Source organism: Bacteroidota bacterium (genome assembly GCA_016183775.1).
In the GTDB taxonomy this organism is placed as follows: domain Bacteria; phylum Bacteroidota; class Bacteroidia; order JABDFU01; family JABDFU01; genus JABDFU01.
On record JACPDY010000034.1, the window covers coordinates 12,560 to 32,512 of the forward strand.

Consider the following 19,953-nt stretch of genomic DNA (forward strand, 5'->3'; position numbering starts at 1 on the left):
ATTACAATAAGAAAAATGGACTACTTACCGAGATTAAGGTATATATTTTTTTTTGTATCAAACAATGTTATTTACAAAAAATTACGGGGATATTGGTACTTGTTTACGATTATAAGTGTACGAAGGTTCTGATTGTTTATAACTATTTTATCTTTGCTGGCTGTATTTAAAGCATTTTTATGCGTAAGCGAATTTTATTCCATTGTTTTTTAATGTTTTACGTTTTGCAGGTCTTTTCACAGAAAGAGGCGTGGCATTGGTATTTTGGCAACGGGGTAGCGCTTGATTTTAGCAGTGGAAATGTTAAAGCGGTGAATGATGGTCAGCTATATACAAACGAAGGCTGCGCTTCTGTTTCCGATAAAGATGGCCGCTTATTGTTTTATTCGGATGGAGTATCCGTTTGGAATAAAGAACATAAGTTAATTGCCGAAGGCTTGAATGGGGCTAATTCATCAACACAATCCTGCATTATTTTAAAGAATCCCGCGTCCGAAGCACTTTATTACCTGTTTACAATTGATGAACTTGCTGGCCCAAAGGGATTATCCTATTCAGTTATTGATATGAAACAAAATAACGGATCAGGTGCTGTGACAATAAAAAATAAGTTACTATTAACTCCCACATCGGAAAAGCTAACGGCTGTACGTCATTCCAATGGCAAGGGCTGGTGGGTAATTGTTCATCAATGGAACTCCGCAGCTTTTTACTGTTATATGCTTGATGCAAATGGGATATCTGCTCCGGTAATATCCAATATCGGGACGGTTCAGAAAGATTCAGGTACCGGAAAAAACGCGGCATCGATAGGATATTTAAAAGGATCACCGGACGGCACCAAACTGGCATCAGCGATTTGCTATGTTCCAAATAATAATATCGAGTTATTTGATTTTAACAATACCTCGGGTGTAATATCAAACCCGGTTAATTTACCAAGTCCAGGCAATGCTTATGGTACCTGTTTTTCACCCGATGGTACAAAGCTTTATGTTTCATACGAATCCCGGGGAAGAGGTATTGTTCAGTATGACCTGACTGTTTCCGGAGTTGCAAAGTCCGCAGTACGGGTTTCTCCTGTTGACAGTACAAGATATGGTGCCATGCAGATCGGACCTGATGACAGAATTTATGCCGCCAAACTGGGACAGTTTCTCGATGTTATAACTAATCCTAATGGAACCGGCAGTGGTTGTGGTTTTAAAACAGATCAGGTTGATCTGAAAGGCATGTATAGTACATTTGGATTGCCCGACTTTTTTCTATCCGACTACACTAATATAAAAGTTAATTTAGGCAATGATACCGTTGTTTGCGAAAAGAGTTATACGCTGGATGCAAAAAATAGCGGAGCAACATATAGATGGTCGACCGGGGAAAGAGAACAAAAGATCACTATAGCAAGAACCGGAACATATTGGGTGGCTGTAAATAAGAATGGGCAAACGGCAACAGATACGGTTAAAATAAAATTCCGTAAGCCGATTATTCTTGAGTTAGGGAGAGATACTGTTCTATGCGGCGAGATGTATCCTATTGATGCGGGAAATTCCGGGCTTGGTTACCGCTGGTCGAGTGGCGCAAGTTCGCAGGTGTTCGTTGCTAAGGAGACAGGTAATTATAGCGTAACAGTTACGGATGGCATATGTACAAAAACCGATTTTGTAAAGGTGACTTTTGCTAATTCCGCAAAGCCATTTATTCCGTCTAAAGAATTTGAGCCCGGAAATGGAGGTTTAAACAGTCATTTCGATTATATATTAAATGGTGTTACATGGTTCAGCCTGAAGATAAAAAACAAAAGAGGAAAAGTTGTTTTTGAAACAGATGATCGGTCGAAAAAATGGAACGGATATGTGGATGGAAAGAGAGTGGCAGCGGGTAATTATGCCTGGGAGTTAAGGTATAAAACAGCGTGTACGCGCGATAAAATAAATGAGCAAAAAGGTGTGGTTATTGTTAATTGACGGAATTATAATAAAAAAGTAAATATCATAAGTTTAAATTAATGTAAGGATATGAGAGTATTGAAATTCGGCGGAACATCGGTTGGCTCGGCAGAGCGCATGAAAAGTGTTGCCGGCCTTATAAATGACGGTGTTCCGAAAATTGTTGTGCTTTCCGCAATGTCGGGCACCACGAACAACCTTGTTGAAATTGCAAAAGCCTTTTATCAGAAGGATAGTGTTTCCGCCAACAGGCTGATCAATGACCTGAACGCTAAATATAATAAAGTAATTCTTGAGTTATACAAGACTGAGAAGGCTGTGAACAAAGGGGCAGAGCTGATAAAAAATCATTTCGACTACCTGCGTTCATTCAATGCCGATTCATTTAAAGTAAATGAAGAGCGTGTAATTCTTGCCCAGGGAGAATTAATATCCACGGCTTTGTTTCATTATTTTCTCGAAGAGAATAATATACCTTCTGTACTTCTTCCGGCTCTTGATTTTATGAGGATCGACGAGAATGACGAACCGGATCTGGTATCTATTGAACAGCATTTGAATAAAATACTGGCCAACTTTAAAAATGATAAACTTTTTATCACCCAAGGGTATATTTGCCGTGATTCGTTTGGCTCCATTTCGAACCTGAAGCGGGGCGGAAGCGATTATACGGCAACACTTATCGGTGCCGCACTGTATTCTGATGAAGTTCAGATATGGACGGATATTGACGGAATGCATAACAATGATCCGCGTATTGTGGATAAAACAAAACCAGTCTCTGAATTGTCGTTCGATGAAGCTGCGGAATTGGCTTATTTTGGCGCCAAGATATTGCATCCGACCTGTGTGAATCCCGCACGTTTCAGGAAAATACCTGTCCGCCTCCTTAATACTATGCAGCCCAGGGCGAAAGGTACTGTAATAAGCGATAAATCAACAGGAGATACAATCAAAGCGGTTGCCGCGAAAGATGATATTATTGCTATAAATATAGTGTCGGGACGAATGCTTATGGCCTTCGGTTTTTTAAGAAGCGTGTTTGAAGTATTTGAGCGGTATAAAACGCCTATTGATATGATCACCACATCCGAAGTGGCTGTGTCACTGACAATAGATGATCCGAAGAATCTCGATGCGATCGTTAAAGAACTTGCCGCATTTGCTACAATAACTGTTGAGCATGAACAAACTATTATTTGTGTTGTAGGTGATTTCCTTGCAGATAAATCAGGGTACGCGGTAAAAATATTTGACGCCCTGAAAAATGTGCCTATACGTATGATATCCTATGGCGGAAGTAAAAATAATATTTCGCTGCTTGTAAATTCGTGTTATAAGAAAGAAGCGCTGATCGCTTTGAATAAGGGATTGTTCGGGCTTTAAAAATTGAATTTAATTTTTCAAAGATGTTTGATAAAGAAATAGTACAAAAGTTTGGAAGCAGGACAACACCTTTCTATTATTACGATCTTGAGGTTTTGAAACGGACGCTTGATAAACTCAGTGCTGAATCAAAAAAGTACGGATTTGTGGTGCATTATGCATTGAAAGCAAATACCAATGACAGGGTGTTAAGTACAATACGAAAATATGCACTTGGTGCGGATTGCGTAAGTGGGAATGAAGTGAAAAAAGCCATAGAGATAGGGTTCCCTGTGTCTGATATTGTTTTTGCAGGGGTGGGAAAGAGCGATGCCGAAATAAACTTTTCCCTGGATAATGATATTTTTTGTTTTAACTGTGAGTCTGTTCAGGAGCTTGAGGTGATTAATGAGCTGGCGTTGAAGAAAAAGAAAACAGCACGGATTGCCTTACGCATCAATCCCAATGTGAACGCGAATACACACCACTACATTACCACCGGCCTTGAGGAAAATAAGTTTGGAATAAACATGTGGGAGCTTGATCACGTTTTAAAGACATTGAAAGGCCTGAGTAATGTGAAGTTTGTCGGTATTCATTTTCATATTGGTTCCCAGATAACTGACCTGAGCACATTTAAAAATTTGTGTACCCGTGTAAATGAGATACAGAAGTGGTTTGAGAACCACCATCTGGATATTGAGCATATAAACGTCGGAGGTGGGCTGGGCGTTAACTACCACGAGCCGGATGTACAGGCTATTCCTGATTTTGAGAATTACTTCAAAATTTTCAATGAATTTCTTGAACGCAAACCTGCTCAAAAAGTGCATTTCGAATTAGGCCGTGCTGTCGTGGCCCAATGCTGCAGCCTTATCTCAGGAGTATTGTATATTAAAAAAGGTGTTGCTACAAACTTCGCAATTCTTGATGCCGGCATGACCGAGCTTATCCGTCCCGCCTTGTACCAATCCTATCATAAAATAGAAAACATTTCGTCTCTCGTCTCTCGTCCTTCGTCCCTTTTCTTAAAATATGACGTAGTTGGTCCCATCTGTGAATCATCCGACTGTTTCGGTAAAGCGGTTGAGTTACCCGAAACAAAGCGCGGTGATCTTATAGCTTTGCGTACTGCAGGAGCATATGGTGAAGCAATGGCTTCAAATTATAACCTGAGAGAAAAGGCGCCATCGGTTTATTCTGATTCAATTTGAGATAAATCAATGATCCGCATCGGTTTACTTTCTGATACACATAATTACCTCGACCCTGCTGCTGTCAAATATTTAAATGTATGTGACGAAATATGGCATGCGGGTGATATTGGAACAATTTCCGTTTGTGAACAACTGGAACAAATAAAACCCTTGCGGGCTGTATACGGCAATATCGATGGACAGGATATACGAAAAGTATATCCCAGGGTGCAGCGTTTTATGTGCGAAAAGGTTGATGTATTGATGACACATATTGGCGGATATCCTGAAAGATATGATGCAGAAGTAAAAAAACTCATACAAGAGAAGCCTCCAGGGTTATTTATTTGCGGTCATTCACACATCCTCAAGGTAATATTCGATAAGAAATATAACCTATTGCACATTAACCCGGGTTCTGCCGGAAATTATGGTTTCCATAAGGTAAAAACCCTGGTCAGGTTTACAATTGATAAAGAGACGATAAAGGATCTTGAGGTGGTAGAACTTGGCCAATTGTAATTTTTAACCGGATTTTGATGTATTGTAAAATATTATTTGTATACTTGTACCACGATTCTGGCATTACATCTTCTTGTAATCGTTAATCACAAAACATAATCCCATAAACAATTCAACTTTCCGTTGTAAATTTTCTGTGAGTTTAAACTCAACCCCCAAATAATCCCTCAAATTTATCCTTTAACCTAACCTGTAATTTATGTACGACATTGTTGAATTGAACAACAGGCTTGTTTCCGAGCTGAGAGACATTGCTAAGGAGTTTAATATTCCCAAATATGATACTCTTAAAAAACAAGAATTAATTTATAAAATATTAGATCACCAGGCCCTGAATCCGGCTCCGGGTAAAACAGGGGCTTCTAAAAGCGATGATAAGAGCCGTGTAAAAAAAGTGAAACTCGATACAGACATAATTGCGGATGCTCCCGAATTAGAAAATGATTTTCCTCCGCAAAAGGCGGAGCCAGCTCCATCAATAGTCAGTTCTGTGCCGCCACAGGTACAAGAGACTCAACCTGTTGCTTCTGACCCGATGATGAGCAGTGGTGGAGATCAAAACAACCGTACACGTTTCGAGCCCCGTAGCAGGCAGGCTGACCTTTATAACTTTGACGGTATTGTTGTGAGTGAAGGTGTGCTGGAGATCATGCCTGATGGCTATGGATTCCTCCGTTCATCTGACTATAACTACCTGAACTCTCCAGACGATATCTATGTGTCACAATCACAGATAAAATTGTTTGGTTTAAAAACAGGTGATACGGTGCGTGGCAGTATCCGGCCTCCCAAAGAAGGTGAAAAATATTTCCCCCTGATCAAGATCGATAAGATCAATGGCCGCGATCCGGCTTATGTACGTGATCGCGTTCCTTTTGATTACCTGACCCCTTTATTTCCATACGAAAAATTCAAGTTAACCGGTCATCCGCAAAACTCGTTATCAACCCGTATAGTTGACCTGTTCACTCCACTTGGTAAAGGTCAGCGTGCATTGATCGTAGCCCAGCCTAAAACAGGTAAAACAGTATTGTTGAAAGAAATAGCCAACGCGATCGCGTTCAATCACCCCGAAACATACCTGATCATTTTGCTTATTGATGAGCGTCCTGAAGAGGTAACGGATATGGCGCGCAGTGTAAAAGCCGAAGTTATTGCTTCTACGTTTGATGAACCGGCCGATCGCCACGTTCGTATTGCCAACATTGTGCTTGAAAAAGCAAAACGTATGGTAGAGTGCGGACATGATGTCGTTATCCTGCTGGATTCCATTACACGTCTGGCACGCGCATACAACACTGTTCAGCCTGCATCGGGTAAAGTGTTATCAGGTGGTGTTGACGCGAATGCATTGCATAAGCCTAAACGTTTTTTCGGAGCTGCCCGCAAAATTGAAAATGGCGGTTCACTTACGATTCTTGCAACGGCTCTGACTGAAACCGGTTCGAAAATGGATGAAGTTATTTTTGAAGAGTTTAAAGGTACCGGTAACAGTGAGCTTCAATTGGATCGTAAGCTTTCTAACAAACGCTTGTTCCCTGCTATCGATATTGTCGCATCCAGCACCCGCAGGGATGACCTGTTGGTGGATAAAGAAACATTACAGCGCCTGTGGATACTACGGAAACATCTTGCGGATATGAATCCGCTCGAGGCCATGGAATTCATGCGGGATCGTATAAAAAATACGCAGACCAATGAAGAGTTCCTTGTTTCAATGAACGGATAGTGCTTCATGAACATTGCCACCAAATATGGTAATTATTGCGCGCTGATAGGTATTTCGCTCGTTCTTGTTCTTCATTTTAGCGGGGTTTCTGCTTTCTGGACGAAGGGTGTAAGTTCAATTCTTTCTTCTCTTATTGAAGTGATTTTTATTTTTCTTGCCATTCACGCTACCCGTGAAAAGGAATTTTCAGGATATATCGATTTTAAGAATGCCGCGAAGGCCGGTATGACAATGCTCCTGGTAAATGCAATTTTATATTCCTTCTTTATTTACCTCTATTATCAATTTATTGATACTTCGTTCATGAGTAATTTTTTATCTGATTATGAGAAGTACTCGAAGTTGATGGGAAAAAGTGAAGAGGAAATTAAAAAACTGTCCGACCTCCTCTCTGCAGGATTTACCCCGATCTCGGCGGCCTGGGGTAGCTTTTCACAAACGCTGTTTGTTGAAACATTCATTGCCCTGATCGCAGCGAGAATATTGAGGCGCAATCCTCCTCAGCAGGAAACTATGGGAGAAGATTAATTTCTCCCGCCAGTTTTTTGAAGTCAATCCCGTCAAAATTTCCTGAACTCATCATCAGCAGGTTACTATTTGTCCAGCTTCGTTTCTTTATATCAGCAACTATATTCGCGGAATCAGTGTAAATGGAAATATTATTACCGCCGAAAGCACTTTTTACCTGTCCAGGCGTGATGGCTTTAAGTTTTTTTTGTTCGATCGTATGCGGGTTGAAATAAACTATGGCTTCATCTGCCAGTTCCATCGAACCCTTGTATTGTTTTAAAAAATCCTCATTTAAACTGCTGAATGTATGCAACTCCATGCAGGCAATTAATTTCCTGTTTGGAAACTGTTGCTTTACCGCGGCTGTCGTGGCTTTTAACTTGGACGGGGAATGGGCGAAATCTTTATAAAAAGCTGAAGTGTTATTGCGTGCGACCAACTCCAATCTCCTCGCGGCACCTTTGAAAGATTGAATAGCTTGATAAAACTGCTCATCTGTCAAGCCTAATTCATTGCATACTAACCGGGCCCCATTTAAATTCATTAAATTATGTTCACCGAAGACTAATAATGGGGTTGTTAGTTCTTGGTTATCGGTTGTCGATTGTTGGATAAGATGTGTTGAGCCATTTTCAATTTTATATTCCGGGATTCCGTAGGGTAAACATTTTATTTTATTTAAAGTTGATTCAGCCAACCTTTTTACTTCAGCATCTTCTGTACAATATACAAGGGTTCCGTTTGGTTCGATCAGATCGATGAATATTTTAAACTGTTCAACATAATTATCAAAAGTTGGAAACACATTGATGTGATCCCATGCGATGCCGCTTAATATGGCGATGTTGGGTTTGTACAAATGGAATTTTGGGCGTCTGTCAATGGGGGAAGAGAGATATTCATCACCTTCAATGATGGCGATCTTCGCTTCTTTGGTCAATTTAACCATTGTGTCAAAGCCTTCCAGCTGCGCGCCGACCAAATAATCGCAATCTGTTTTATGGTAGTGCAATACATGCAGAATAATTGCCGTAATAGTGGTTTTACCATGACTGCCCCCGACCACCACCCGTATTTTATTTTTGGTCTGTTCGTATATGTATTCGGGGTAAGAGTATATTTTTATTCCGAGTTCTTTTGCTTTTAATAATTCGGGGTTATCATTACGTGCATGCATGCCAAGTATAACAGCCTCAAGCTCTTTATGGATGTTGTTTACATCCCATCCCATTTTAGCCGGCAGCAATCCAAGTTTTTCCAACCGGCTTTTGCTCGGCTCGAAGATCTCATCGTCGGAGCCTGTAACAGTAAACCCTTTTTTATGCATGGCAATAGCCAGGTTATGCATGGCGCTGCCTCCGATGGCGATGAAGTGGACTTTCATGAACCGAACTTAATTAAAAGAAGAACGCCATGAATAGGAGGTAAACTATACTTTTTAACAGGGTGTTGTTATTTGAACGATGTATTTTTGAATATGGCATTCAGGCCTATAGATTATATCGGGTTATTTTTACCGCTGATTGACTTGGTGGTTATTTTTATTTGACCTCTATTGGATCTGGTTTTTATGTATGTTATTGATAACTGAACTTGTTTATTATTGTTCTTTTGTGGCATTTAGTTTTATAATAGCAATAATACTTTCAATTTGTTTGGTGGGAACTAATTCCGGGAAATCTTTTGTAAACCGATCATATTCTTTAAACCCAAGTTTAGCTGCTGATTTAAGTTCAGCAAGGGCTTTGTCAGTTTTGTTTTGGGAGTGGAACAGAGTTGCCTGCAGATACGGCCCTTCGGGATTTTCCGGATCTATGGCTTTGTATATTGAAATATAATGTTCGACCTCATTTATCTGTCCGCTGCGCAGCATTTGTGTAATGTTCATGTAACAGGCCAGGCTCATGAAGCTTAATATCCGTTTGTTCATTACAACCTGGTCTGCCGGGTATTTCTTCAGGTCCTTCAAATGTTGAACTTCGGTTGTCCACCAGGCTGCATCGTTTATGGCAAGGGCATTGAGGTATTGGTCTTTCAGCATTTTCTCAGCGCTGTTAAGCTCTTCTTTGCGGGCCAGCGCTTTTTTCAAAGCTGGAGAGTGCTCAAGCTGCACGTAAATGGTTTTAAGTTTATCATTTGTGCTTAATCCTGATGTGAAGTTTATGATGTGCTTCGCCAGGGTATAGGCATCTTCTTCCTTATTTCCTTTTAATAGATCATCAAGTGCTGCCATTGCCGAAGTTTCATAGGCATTGACGATGGAATCATTTTTCGGGATCAGCATTTGTTTCATCGCTTTTAATTGCAGCCAGGTAAATGCTTGTTCCATTACCTCTGCCGGGCACCATTCATGCCTGCCATTGAATGGAATAAATACATGTTCTATATCTGAGTTCTTAAACATCTTTTCAAGTTCTTCCATTTCGGTATAGTTGAAATCCTCATCACCCGCGATCCCTACATAGTTAAATTTATTTTCAATTGGCTTATCAATATTCGGAAGTCCGGCTCCACAGCCGATCACTGTGTTAATTCCGCCGCGAAAAATAGCCATATAACTTGCCACCCGCGATCCTCCCGAAAACCCTGAAGTGTAAATTCGTTTGCTGTCAATATTTAGCCGGGCGTTTAAATCATTTAACAGATTACCGGCGAAAGCTCCGTTAACTTCAGCGCTATTACCATTTTTTGAATTATTCGAGCCGGCAAGTATAAAGCCATATTTTTCTGCAAGTGTTTGATACTTCTTTATGGGTAAAGTGCCATCGGCATGCGCATCGAAGAAAAGAATTACTGGTGATGGGCTGTTGTTGTACGAAATGGGAATATACAGTGTATAGTTATTGTTTGTATCAGCTTTGCATTTAATGTTGTTTAATACTTTTCCTTTTTCAAAATTTTCGGATTTCGGGGTTTGTTTTTCTGCGGTTGTTATGAATGAGCCGGAGTGTTCCTTTTTATTGTCTTCGGTACTTGAACAGCCGGTGAGCAGAATAGAGGCGGCTATATAGTTTAATAATCTATTCATGGAATATTTAGAAACTAACTGTTTAATTTTTATTTTTACGGATCGCTCCAATGGGGTTTATGTAACTATAATTAATCATTTTTCCACAAACAGCTAGTCCCGGAGGCACGTCCTGCTTTGTAGGAAAGGGTTTTTAACATTGAATAAAGCCCATAGGGGCGACCTGTTTTTTTTGAATTGATTTCATTCAATTCAAAATTTTCTTCTTCAAAAACTGTCCGGTATAAGATGCCTTACATTTAACCAGATCTTCAGGTGTGCCTTCAAACAAAATATTACCGCCATTTTCACCGCCTTCAGGACCAAGGTCGATCACCCAGTCGGCACACTTGATAACTTCGGCATTGTGTTCAATAACAAGAATAGAGTGCCCCTGCCTGATAAGAGCGTTGAACGCGCCGAGCAGTTTATTTATATCGTGAAAATGGAGACCGGTTGTAGGTTCGTCAAAAATGAACAGGGTAGGGCCTCCGCTGTTTTGTCCCATACCAAGGAACGAAGCCAGTTTTATACGCTGCGCTTCGCCGCCGCTGAGTGTGCTGGATGATTGGCCAAGATGTACATAACCTAATCCGACCTCAGACAGTGGAGAGAGTTTGTTTACGATGCGGCGTTCAACAGAAGTGGCGGGTTGTGCCGCTTCAAAAAAAGCGATGGCTTCTTCTACGGTTAGATCAAGGATCTCAGAAATATTTTTTCCGCGATAAACTATTTCCAGGGTTTCCTGTTTGAAACGCTTGCCATTGCATGCTTCGCACACCAGTTCAATATCGGCCATGAATTGCATTTCAATATTTACCACACCTTCGCCCTCACAAACATCGCAGCGTCCTCCTTCAACGTTGAATGAAAAGTGAGAAGGCTTATAGCCGCGTGCTTTTGATAACGACTGATCGGCATACAGTGCGCGTACCTCATCGTAAGCTTTAACATAGGTTACGGGGTTTGATCGTGATGATTTACCAATGGGATTTTGATCCACAAATTCGACACCTGAAAGACTATTGTAATCACCTTCAATCTTATCCAACTTGCCGGTTTGTTCACCAAATCCGCCGTGAATTTTTTTGAGGGTAGGGTAGAGGATACGCTTGATCAATGAGCTTTTTCCGGAACCGCTTACTCCTGTAACAACGGTTAGAACATGCAGTGGGAATTTTACATTAATATTCTTCAGGTTGTTTTCTCTCGCACCTTTTACCTCAATATAACTATTCCATTTTCTCCGGTATTCGGGTATTGTTATTTTTTCTTTACCGCTCAGATATAAAGCTGTCAGGCTGCGCTCTTCCGTTTCGATGTCTTTATGATCGCCCTGGAAAACAAGTTCACCGCCATGGGTGCCGGCATAAGGACCGATATCGATCAATTGATCGGCTGCGCGCATGATCTCTTCATCGTGTTCAACAATTACAACCGTATTTCCTATATCACGCAATGCTGTGAGTACGCTTATCAATCGGTGTGTATCACGTGAGTGAAGTCCTATGCTCGGTTCATCTAATACATATAGGGAGCCAACCAGGCTGCTGCCAAGCGATGTGGCCAGGTTAATGCGCTGGGATTCGCCTCCCGAAAGGCTGTTGGATAAACGATTCAGGGTTAAATAGCCGAGACCTACATCCGTTAAAAACTGTAAGCGGTTTGTTATTTCAAGTAAAATACGTTTGGCAATTAATGTATCGTGATCATTGAGCTTTATGCTTTTAAAAAATTCCAGGTTAGCGCTTACGGGAGTGAGTACCAATTCATTGATCGACCTGCCGGCAACTTTAACGTATGAAGCATCCTTGCGGAGTCTTGTGCCCTGGCAATCGGGGCATATGGTTTTTCCGCGGTAGCGCGATAACATAACACGGTATTGGATCTTATAACTTTGTTCTTCCAGGTGTTTAAAAAATCCGTCCAGTCCCTCAAAGTATTTATTTCCTTTCCAGAGCTCATTGCGCTGTACCTTACTTAATTCATAATAAGGTTTGTGAACAGGAAAATCAAATTTGTGAGCATTTTTTATGAATAAATTCTTCCATTCACTCATCTTTTCGCCTTTCCAGCAAACAATGGCATCTTCATATATGGAAAGGCTTTTGTCGGGTACCACTAAATCTTCATCAATGCCAATGATATTTCCAAACCCTTCACAGCTTTTACAGGCGCCAACAGGATTGTTAAAACTGAAAAAATGTTCCGTAGGTTCCTCGAATGTAATGCCATCTAATTCAAAACGATTGGAGAAAGTCCTGATTCCGGCCTTCTCCGAAGTAGAATGGGTTTTTATTTTTTTTTGCTTCTGACTTCTGACTTCTGACTTCTGATCCCCTTCGTCCCTTTTAACTTCTTCCACCAAACACTCTCCGCTACCTTCATAAAACGCGGTCTGAACGGAATCGGAAATGCGGTTGGTATTATCCTCGTCATTCTTGCGGACAGTTAACCGGTCAATAACAATATTTATTTGTTCTTTTTCTGAGAATTTTGTTTTTAAGAATTCATCCAGGCGTATGACCTCCCCTTTATATTGTATTCTTGCAAAACCTTGCTGCAACAATAGGTTGAGCTGTTCTTTAAGTGTTTTATCTTTTTTCACCTTTAGCGGTGACAATACCAGGAAGCTTGTTCCTTCAGGAAGTGTGTTAACGTATTGCACTACATCACCCACAGTTTCGCGTTTTACGAGATCGCCGGAAACAGGTGAATAGGTTTTGCCCACACGCGCAAACAATAATTTCAGGTAATCGTAAATTTCGGTTGAAGTACCCACTGTTGAGCGGGGATTTCTTGAAATCACTTTTTGTTCAATGGCGACTGCAGGGGAGATACCTTTTATGTAATCCACATCGGGCTTATTGATACGGCCAAGGAATTGACGCGCATAGGCTGAAAGGCTTTCAACATAACGGCGCTGACCTTCAGCATATAAAGTATCAAATGCCAATGATGACTTACCGGAACCCGAAAGTCCGGTTATGACCACCATTTTATTGCGGGGAATGGCTACATCCACATTTTTCAGGTTATGGACACGCGCACCCTTTATTATGATGTTTTTTTTAGGATCTAAGGAATCGAAATTTTCTATTTTATTCATCTGCACGCAAGGAACATTATGCTATAAAAATACAGAATTACTGAGTACAACGGAGCTTATGGGACAATATTCTAAACAAAGCCCATTACAATATTTAAAATAGGTTAAATGCCGCTCATGTCATGCAACAAGTGCATATCCATACCCATATACGTTTGAAGTATTTGACCTGTTATCGTAAAAAATGGTAATAATTCAGATATATAGAACTTTTGTCTTAGCACAATATCCCTTATATTTAAATATTTGAAACCTTTTTAAACAAATTTCGTTAAATAATTACGTCTTATAATGTAATAATGAAGCAGAAGACCCGGCTTTCAGCTATTAGTGTTAGTCTTTTGTGCGGCGTTAACTCGTTTTCCCAATATGCGCTGCAGATCTATGGAGCATTTGTTTCCTTGAGTGGGGGTACGGGTGGTACTCCAATATATGTTATTGTAAATGAAGGAGCCAGTACAGGAATATACAGGGATGCAACTTTGAAAGGTCATATTATTTCGGAAGGCCAATACAATTATGTAAAATGGAATATGCAGAATGCCGCAACCACATACATCTATCCGTTTGGAGGAGATGATAATAATGCGCATTATATTCCATTTACGTTCGACAAAACAAGTGTCGGTGCATGTGAAATGTCGCTTTCAACTAAAGGTGCATTTGGAGCCAGCCCTGTTATAGCAGATAACACTCCTTATTTTTCTCCTATTACAACTTCTTCACAAATGGGAGGAACCCAGGGTGGGGATGCTTCAAACGCGGTCATTGACAGGTGGTGGCAAATTACCGTTAATGCCGGAACGCCTACGGCTGATCTGACCTTTTCCTATCTGGGGCAGGAAAACACAACAGGAAACAATGGTCCGTTTGCTCCGCAACGATGGGGTACGGCCTGGGAAATTCCATTGAACAGTGGTACTGCGGGAGGCACCACAACGGACCAGCTATACACTTCATCCGGAACCGGCGTAACAAGTTTTTCACCCTGGGTACTATCTACCAGAGTAACCCCATTGCCTGTTGAATTGCTTTCTTTTTCAGCGAAATGTAATAACGGACGTATTAATTTTAACTGGAGCACAGCCACAGAAACGAATAATGATCATTTTACTATAGAGCGTTCTGTTAATGGAATTGATTATAAGGCTATTCAACAGGTAAAAGGTGCCGGGAACAGTTCGGGTCTTAGAAAATATAAAAGCGCGGTTACCGTTTCTGAGCCCAATGGCTATTATCGGTTAAAGCAAACTGATTTTGACGGAAAATATACTTTTTCGAAAATAATTGTTGTTAATTGTGATGGAGATGGCGCAGCCCCTAAAAGTGAATTCGTTATTTTTCCAAATCCATCAGATGGAGATAATGTTTTTATGAAAATGAATGGTTTGAATGCTGAAGAAAAAGTATTGGTTATTTTAGTGGATGTTTTGGGACAGGTTGTATTTGAAAAAGTGTCCGTTACAAATGGGAATGGGGAAATACTTGAATCGATTGCCGGAGCTGAAAAGTTGGCTGCCGGAATTTATACTATTGTTGGCTCGGTTAGAAATGATATTTATAAGCAGAAGCTGATTGTTCATTGATACTATTTGTAGAATTAACATTCTGGAAATTTAAAACTTAAGAAATGAAAATGTTAAATAGGGTAATTGGTATTCTCTTGTTTTGCTGCTCTGTGAAAGGCTTTGCCCAGGTAGGAATTGGTACGGTTTCGTTTGTGCCTGTTAATACACTGGATGTAAATGGCTCGATGGCTATAGGAACATACGCGGGAGTAAATGCCGCTCCTTCAAATGGATTAATTATTTCCGGAAATACCGGAATAAGCACTTCAAGTGCGCCTTCTTATGCGTTAACTATCTTTAATGGATCTTCTACGCATATTGGATACTACTCCAGCAATACCGGCGTTCTCCAGGCCAGTATATATGGTGATGGCTCTCAGCTGATTATAAGTAATCCCAATAATACGCTTGATCCGGGTGATTATTATTCACATTTGAAATTTGCAAGTTGCTGTGGTCAGGATGCATTTCGATTAGGTTCGGATAATAATGAGAGTTATCTTACGAATGGACGAAGTATGAATTTTTGCGCCGGGGAATCAGATCCTCATACCTCATCCTCAACACCCATAATTACACTGATTGATAACGGCACAAGAGCGCTTGGGATTGGAACAGTTCCGGGATCGCAATTGGATATTTTGGGTACTAATGGATATGCGCAACTCAGGTTACGCACTCCATATACACCTACAAGCAGTGCTGATACAAATGGTAATATAGGCGACATAGCCTGGGATGACAACTATTTTTATATGCGGGTAAGCAGTGGTGCAACAAAATGGGTTCGATCCGCATTGTCGGCTTTTTAGCTTTGGGAAAATGGGTGGGTAATATAAAATCAGTGATTATGAATTCGACTTTGTATTCAAAAAATTGGTTGTGTGGTTTAACTCTGTTATCTGCAATTGGCCTTTGCAGTCCTGGGTTTGGACAAAGCGTGGGCATTGGTTCCGTGCAGTTTGTACCTGTTAATACACTTGATGTTAAAGGCGCGGTTGCTATTGGTACTTATGCGGGAGTAAATACTGCACCTGCAAATGGTTTTATAGTTCCGGGAAATATTGGTTCAGGTCCCTTAACCACTCTTCCTTATTCGCTTACTATTTCCACGGCAACCGGGAGTGGTAGTTTTATGGGTATCTATAATGGCTCAGGAACAAGGTTGACTCAAATGTCGTGCAGCGGACAGATATTCATTACTGCAAGTGGAGTGGTGGATGATGCCGGAGCCAACTTTACGGTTTTTCGTTATGGCGCTGATGCTAACCGTATATTTTTCGGAGCCTATGGCACTGCGGCGGCCGCTTTGAGCGGAAATTCGTATATTATTTCAACGCATAATATTTATTTCACCCTTAACAATGCGGCCCAAACCACCTCGGCTACACCAATTATGATGCTTGACGGCACCTCAAAATTTGTCGGAGTAGGTACTACATCGCCAACTTCCAAGCTTGACATTAATGCGACAGATGGCTATTCGCAATTGCGTATAGAAACACCGGCTACCGTTCCATCAGGAAGTGCTGTTGGTAATATTGGTGATACTGCATGGGATACCGGCTTTTTTTATCTGAAGACAAGTGCAGGTTGGAAACGTATGACAATGTCAGCTTTTTAATTTTTTTTATGAGCATATTTGAATTACAAAGAGTAAATTATTTTACAAAAACTGCGAAGGGTGGTTTGTTGATGTTTTTATGTTTTCAATTTTCATTTTGTTTATTAACCGGTATTTCTGCTCAAAGTGTTGGCATTGGCGCTGTTCAATTTGTACCGGCTAACATGCTCGATGTAAATGGATCAATGGTTGTAGGAACTTTTGCAGGTGTTACTGCGGCACCCGCAAATAGCCTCTTGGTTTCCGGATATGTCGGGTTTGGAACCAGTACTGTAACAGAACCTGTGGGCATAGGAAGCAGTTCAACAAATCAGCTTGGCCTTTTTGATGGTACCGGTACACTTTTAAGTTCGATCTATCAAAATGGAACACAGTTAACATTTAATATGCCAGGCACTTCCACTGATGCGGGCGTAAATTTTGTTGCTTTTCGTCATTCAGCGGACGCGAATAAGATATTTTTTGGTGATGATGGTACAAATACTTATATAGGCAGTACCAAACCTACATTTGTAATTTATGCGAGCTATTCCGGTCCTGCACGTATGACAGGGGCGCGGGCTATAATCATTTTTAAAAGTGCTTCTATGTTTGTGGGAATTGGCCAGCGCAATCCATTATCAAAAGTGGATGTTGTTACAGGTTTCGGTCTTGTGGGTTACCAGCAACTCCGCCTGCGCACTTCATATACACCTACCGGAAGCGCGGATGCCAATGGCAATGTTGGTGATACAGCCTGGGACGACAACTACTTTTACATAAAAACTTCTGTTGGCTGGAAACGCGCTGCTTTGGCTGCATACTAAGATGGATCAGATCATATTTGCTAAGATAAACTTTTGGATCATTCAAAAATAAGTATCAATCCGATAACTATGGCAATGATACCGCCAATGGTAAGCCCATACATTACGTGCCTGAAAGGTTCGTCATTCTGAAAGAGCGCGACAGTTGAAACAAAGCCCACGAGTAAGAGAATACTTCCGATCAAAACAATAGTTGTTCCGGTTTTCCTTCTTTTTTTGTGGCGCAGAACTTTTATTTTTTTGAGGATATCCGAGACTTTCGTTTCATTTGCGCCGAGTTTGCTTATTTTTGACGCGATTGTGGAATCATCCAAACCTGCTTCAAATAGTTTGAGTGCTTCCGTGAGGAATGCCTCATTATTGGTTTTGCTATCCATCAGAGCTGTATGAAATTTTCGAGCCCTACAAATCTACAGCGACAATAATAAGTACTTTAATGGCAGAAGTAAATGATTTTGATCATGATTTACTTCGCTTGAATGTTTATATTTATTTTTCCGAAATATACTTATCCAGCGAAAGCCTGCCGGGACCGGCAAGTAGTATGGTAAGCATAACTGTTGCATACGCAAACGACATTTCCCCATCTCCGAAAATTTCTCCACCATGTCCGGCAAGCCATGCTACCAGCATGGTAAACATGATGAAGAAAGCGGCGATTCTTGTAAACAAGCCAATGATAAGCAGAATGCCTCCGAAAAACATAGCACCCATTTTTAAATCGGCCATTAGCAACGGCAGCGGAAAGTGAAGTTCCTTCGCAAGCCAATCCGCTGTTTCCTGCACATCTGCCGGATTGAATATGTTTTGGCCATGATGGATAAACAATATTCCCATCACTATCCGTATTGTTAACATGGAGTATTGGGTAAGAGGTTCTGTGCCGAAGAAGAGTTTTTTTATGTTCATTGTTTTTTACCTTTTATTATTTCTTTTACTGCTTTATTCGCATTCTGCTTAAATATTTTTTATTTCAACATTAGAGTTTATATCGAATAAGCTTTTTTGTGGGTTTTAGTGTTTTAGTGGCAATTGGATTTTGGCCACCAAAGCACGAAAACTCTAAATTTTTTCCCGTATATTTTTTTGAAAATGTATATAATAATCTAATTCGGTTAATCTCTATTCACAGTTTTTTTAATTCGCCTTCAACAAATGATTGTAATTGTTTTTTTGATGGCAGCTGAAGTTTATATTTTGATATGAACAAACGGTCCTTTTCATTGGCGGTGGCGTATTCTACCAGGGCTTTATTTTTATCGGTAACCATCAAAATGCCGATCGGAGGGTTATCGTTTGGCCGCGCTATTTCTTTTTTATAATAGTTAAGATAGGTGGTAAGCTGCGACGCATGCGTGTGATTAAAAGTATCAACTTTTAAATCAATGAGGATATGACATTTTAATATGCGGTGATAAAATACCAGGTCAACAAAAAAATATTCATCTCCGATTAGCATCCGCTTTTGCCTGGCCTCAAAGCAAAAGCCATTGCCCAATTCAATTATAAAATGCTGTAAGTGATCGAGCAAAGCCGTTTCGAGTTGTTCTTCTTCCACTAAGTGAGCATCGGGCAGGTTTAAAAACTCGAATAGGTATATATCCTTAACGGCATCACCGGCTTGTTTGGGGTGTATTTTTTCTTCCAACCTTTTTAATGCGAGCCCTTTTCTTGAAGACAAGCCCATGCGTTCATAACTTAAGGTGGCAGCCTGGCGCTTCAATTCTCTTACTGAAAGACCGGTTTTAATGACCAGTAATTCATAATATTTACGTTTATCTTCCTCTTCGATCTTGATCAGTTCAACAAAATGAGAAAAGGAAATATGATGAAACAATTGATGATTATAATGAGCAGAGGTTTTGCCTGTTTTTGATTTTTGGGACACCGTCCCAAGAATTAAGGGAACATTATTTTGAGCAAGCAATTTTTGGGACACTGTCCCAAAAATTTTGGGATAACACTTATAGAACTGCCTTACCCTCGATAATTCAGGAGCTGTGAGCCCTTTAACATTTTTTTCTTCAAGTGTACCGGCAAGTCTTTCCAATAATTTTGATCCGTATTTCGCACGATCTTTCCCCTTTTGTTCGTATTCAATAATATAATAGCCTATAAGCCAATTACGGAGTGTAAGGTGTTTATTCACTGCCTTAACCGCATTGGTTTGCAGGAGATTGTGCGTTTGCCGGATGCTATTTACGAGTGCTTTATAATTCATATTGCTAACATGGAGTATTGGGTGAGGGGGCGATGCCGAAGAAGAGTTTTTTTGTGTTCATTGTTGGTTGGTTTTTTATTTTTTGTTATTTAACGGTTTGCAGCTACAAGAAGTTGGCGATTTCGGAGACGAAAACTGTCTGCCAACACTGAACTTGATACGAAGCACAAAGCTTCATTTAACCACTGAACCGCCAATTTCTTGTAGGTGCTGTGTGTGCCCTGAATGATAAATATAGTTCTTTAAAAGAGAAAACCCAAAGAGTGTAAGTCTCTTATGTGCGGAATAACACCCCGAAACATTAGCAAGCCGCAAGGTGGTATAAAGTAATTTATGCACTGAAG

The 19,953-nt window shown here is 40.5% G+C and carries 16 protein-coding genes; 10 read left to right on the forward strand and 6 right to left on the reverse strand.

Features of this window, described 5'->3' with window-relative positions; all coding sequences use genetic code 11:
• Nucleotides 1–179: 179 nt before the first annotated feature.
• The 6 genes from HYU69_04400 to HYU69_04425 all read left to right on the forward strand — a co-directional run bounded on the left by HYU69_04400 (nucleotide 180) and on the right by HYU69_04425 (nucleotide 7,292).
• The gene (locus HYU69_04400; GenBank protein ID MBI2269581.1) at nucleotides 180–1,970 is read left to right on the forward strand and encodes a gliding motility-associated C-terminal domain-containing protein; all 1,791 of its coding nucleotides are present in this window, start codon (nucleotides 180–182) and stop codon (nucleotides 1,968–1,970) included.
• Between the two features lie 51 nt (nucleotides 1,971–2,021).
• Entirely contained in the window at nucleotides 2,022–3,338 is a 1,317-nt protein-coding gene (locus HYU69_04405; GenBank protein MBI2269582.1) for an aspartate kinase, read from the forward strand.
• A gap of 23 nt (nucleotides 3,339–3,361) precedes the next feature.
• Nucleotides 3,362–4,531 carry a diaminopimelate decarboxylase gene (gene lysA / locus HYU69_04410; protein ID MBI2269583.1) on the forward strand — a complete coding sequence of 390 codons (1,170 nt, stop codon included), beginning with the start codon at nucleotides 3,362–3,364 and terminating at the stop codon, nucleotides 4,529–4,531.
• Nucleotides 4,532–4,540: 9 nt separating this feature from the next.
• Nucleotides 4,541–5,035 carry a metallophosphoesterase family protein gene (locus HYU69_04415; protein MBI2269584.1) on the forward strand — a complete coding sequence of 165 codons (495 nt, stop codon included), beginning with the start codon at nucleotides 4,541–4,543 and terminating at the stop codon, nucleotides 5,033–5,035.
• A 199-nt stretch (nucleotides 5,036–5,234) separates the two neighbouring features.
• Nucleotides 5,235–6,764: a transcription termination factor Rho gene (rho, locus tag HYU69_04420; GenBank protein ID MBI2269585.1), complete on the forward strand. Its 1,530-nt coding sequence runs from the start codon at nucleotides 5,235–5,237 to the stop codon at nucleotides 6,762–6,764.
• Between the two features lie 6 nt (nucleotides 6,765–6,770).
• Nucleotides 6,771–7,292, forward strand: coding sequence for a DUF4199 domain-containing protein (locus tag HYU69_04425; protein ID MBI2269586.1), 522 nt, complete (start codon nucleotides 6,771–6,773; stop codon nucleotides 7,290–7,292).
• Here the strand turns inward: HYU69_04425 and HYU69_04430 are convergent.
• The 3 genes from HYU69_04430 to uvrA all read right to left on the reverse strand — a co-directional run bounded on the left by HYU69_04430 (nucleotide 7,276) and on the right by uvrA (nucleotide 13,390).
• Nucleotides 7,276–8,658: a peptidoglycan synthetase gene (locus HYU69_04430; protein MBI2269587.1), complete on the reverse strand. Its 1,383-nt coding sequence runs from the start codon at nucleotides 8,656–8,658 to the stop codon at nucleotides 7,276–7,278. The genes HYU69_04425 and HYU69_04430 overlap by 17 nt on opposite strands.
• Before the next feature lie 216 nt (nucleotides 8,659–8,874).
• Entirely contained in the window at nucleotides 8,875–10,302 is a 1,428-nt protein-coding gene (locus HYU69_04435; protein ID MBI2269588.1) for a hypothetical protein, read from the reverse strand.
• A gap of 187 nt (nucleotides 10,303–10,489) precedes the next feature.
• Nucleotides 10,490–13,390: an excinuclease ABC subunit UvrA gene (gene uvrA, locus HYU69_04440; protein ID MBI2269589.1), complete on the reverse strand. Its 2,901-nt coding sequence runs from the start codon at nucleotides 13,388–13,390 to the stop codon at nucleotides 10,490–10,492.
• A 299-nt stretch (nucleotides 13,391–13,689) separates the two neighbouring features.
• On the opposite strand from uvrA, the gene HYU69_04445 reads away from it, so the two are divergent.
• The 4 genes from HYU69_04445 to HYU69_04460 are packed head-to-tail and all read left to right on the forward strand — an operon-like array spanning nucleotide 13,690 to nucleotide 17,388.
• The gene (locus HYU69_04445; GenBank protein ID MBI2269590.1) at nucleotides 13,690–14,976 is read left to right on the forward strand and encodes a T9SS type A sorting domain-containing protein; all 1,287 of its coding nucleotides are present in this window, start codon (nucleotides 13,690–13,692) and stop codon (nucleotides 14,974–14,976) included.
• Nucleotides 14,977–15,020: 44 nt separating this feature from the next.
• Nucleotides 15,021–15,770: a hypothetical protein gene (locus HYU69_04450; GenBank protein MBI2269591.1), complete on the forward strand. Its 750-nt coding sequence runs from the start codon at nucleotides 15,021–15,023 to the stop codon at nucleotides 15,768–15,770.
• Nucleotides 15,771–15,808: 38 nt separating this feature from the next.
• Complete coding sequence (locus HYU69_04455) at nucleotides 15,809–16,582, forward strand: hypothetical protein (GenBank protein ID MBI2269592.1); 774 nt, start codon at nucleotides 15,809–15,811, stop codon at nucleotides 16,580–16,582.
• Between the two features lie 8 nt (nucleotides 16,583–16,590).
• Nucleotides 16,591–17,388 (forward strand): hypothetical protein, encoded by a 798-nt coding sequence (locus tag HYU69_04460; GenBank protein MBI2269593.1) that lies wholly within the window; start codon nucleotides 16,591–16,593, stop codon nucleotides 17,386–17,388.
• Nucleotides 17,389–17,426: 38 nt separating this feature from the next.
• Here HYU69_04460 and HYU69_04465 read toward each other — a convergent pair whose 3' ends face one another.
• The 3 genes from HYU69_04465 to HYU69_04475 form a co-directional block, all read right to left on the reverse strand.
• The gene (locus HYU69_04465; protein MBI2269594.1) at nucleotides 17,427–17,765 is read right to left on the reverse strand and encodes a hypothetical protein; all 339 of its coding nucleotides are present in this window, start codon (nucleotides 17,763–17,765) and stop codon (nucleotides 17,427–17,429) included.
• Nucleotides 17,766–17,877: 112 nt separating this feature from the next.
• Nucleotides 17,878–18,297, reverse strand: a complete 420-nt coding sequence (locus tag HYU69_04470; GenBank protein ID MBI2269595.1) for a DoxX family protein — start codon at nucleotides 18,295–18,297, stop codon at nucleotides 17,878–17,880.
• Nucleotides 18,298–18,514: 217 nt separating this feature from the next.
• On the reverse strand, nucleotides 18,515–19,609 hold the full coding sequence (locus HYU69_04475; protein MBI2269596.1) for a DUF1016 family protein: 1,095 nt from the start codon (nucleotides 19,607–19,609) through the stop codon (nucleotides 18,515–18,517).
• Between the last annotated feature and the right edge of the window lie 344 nt (nucleotides 19,610–19,953).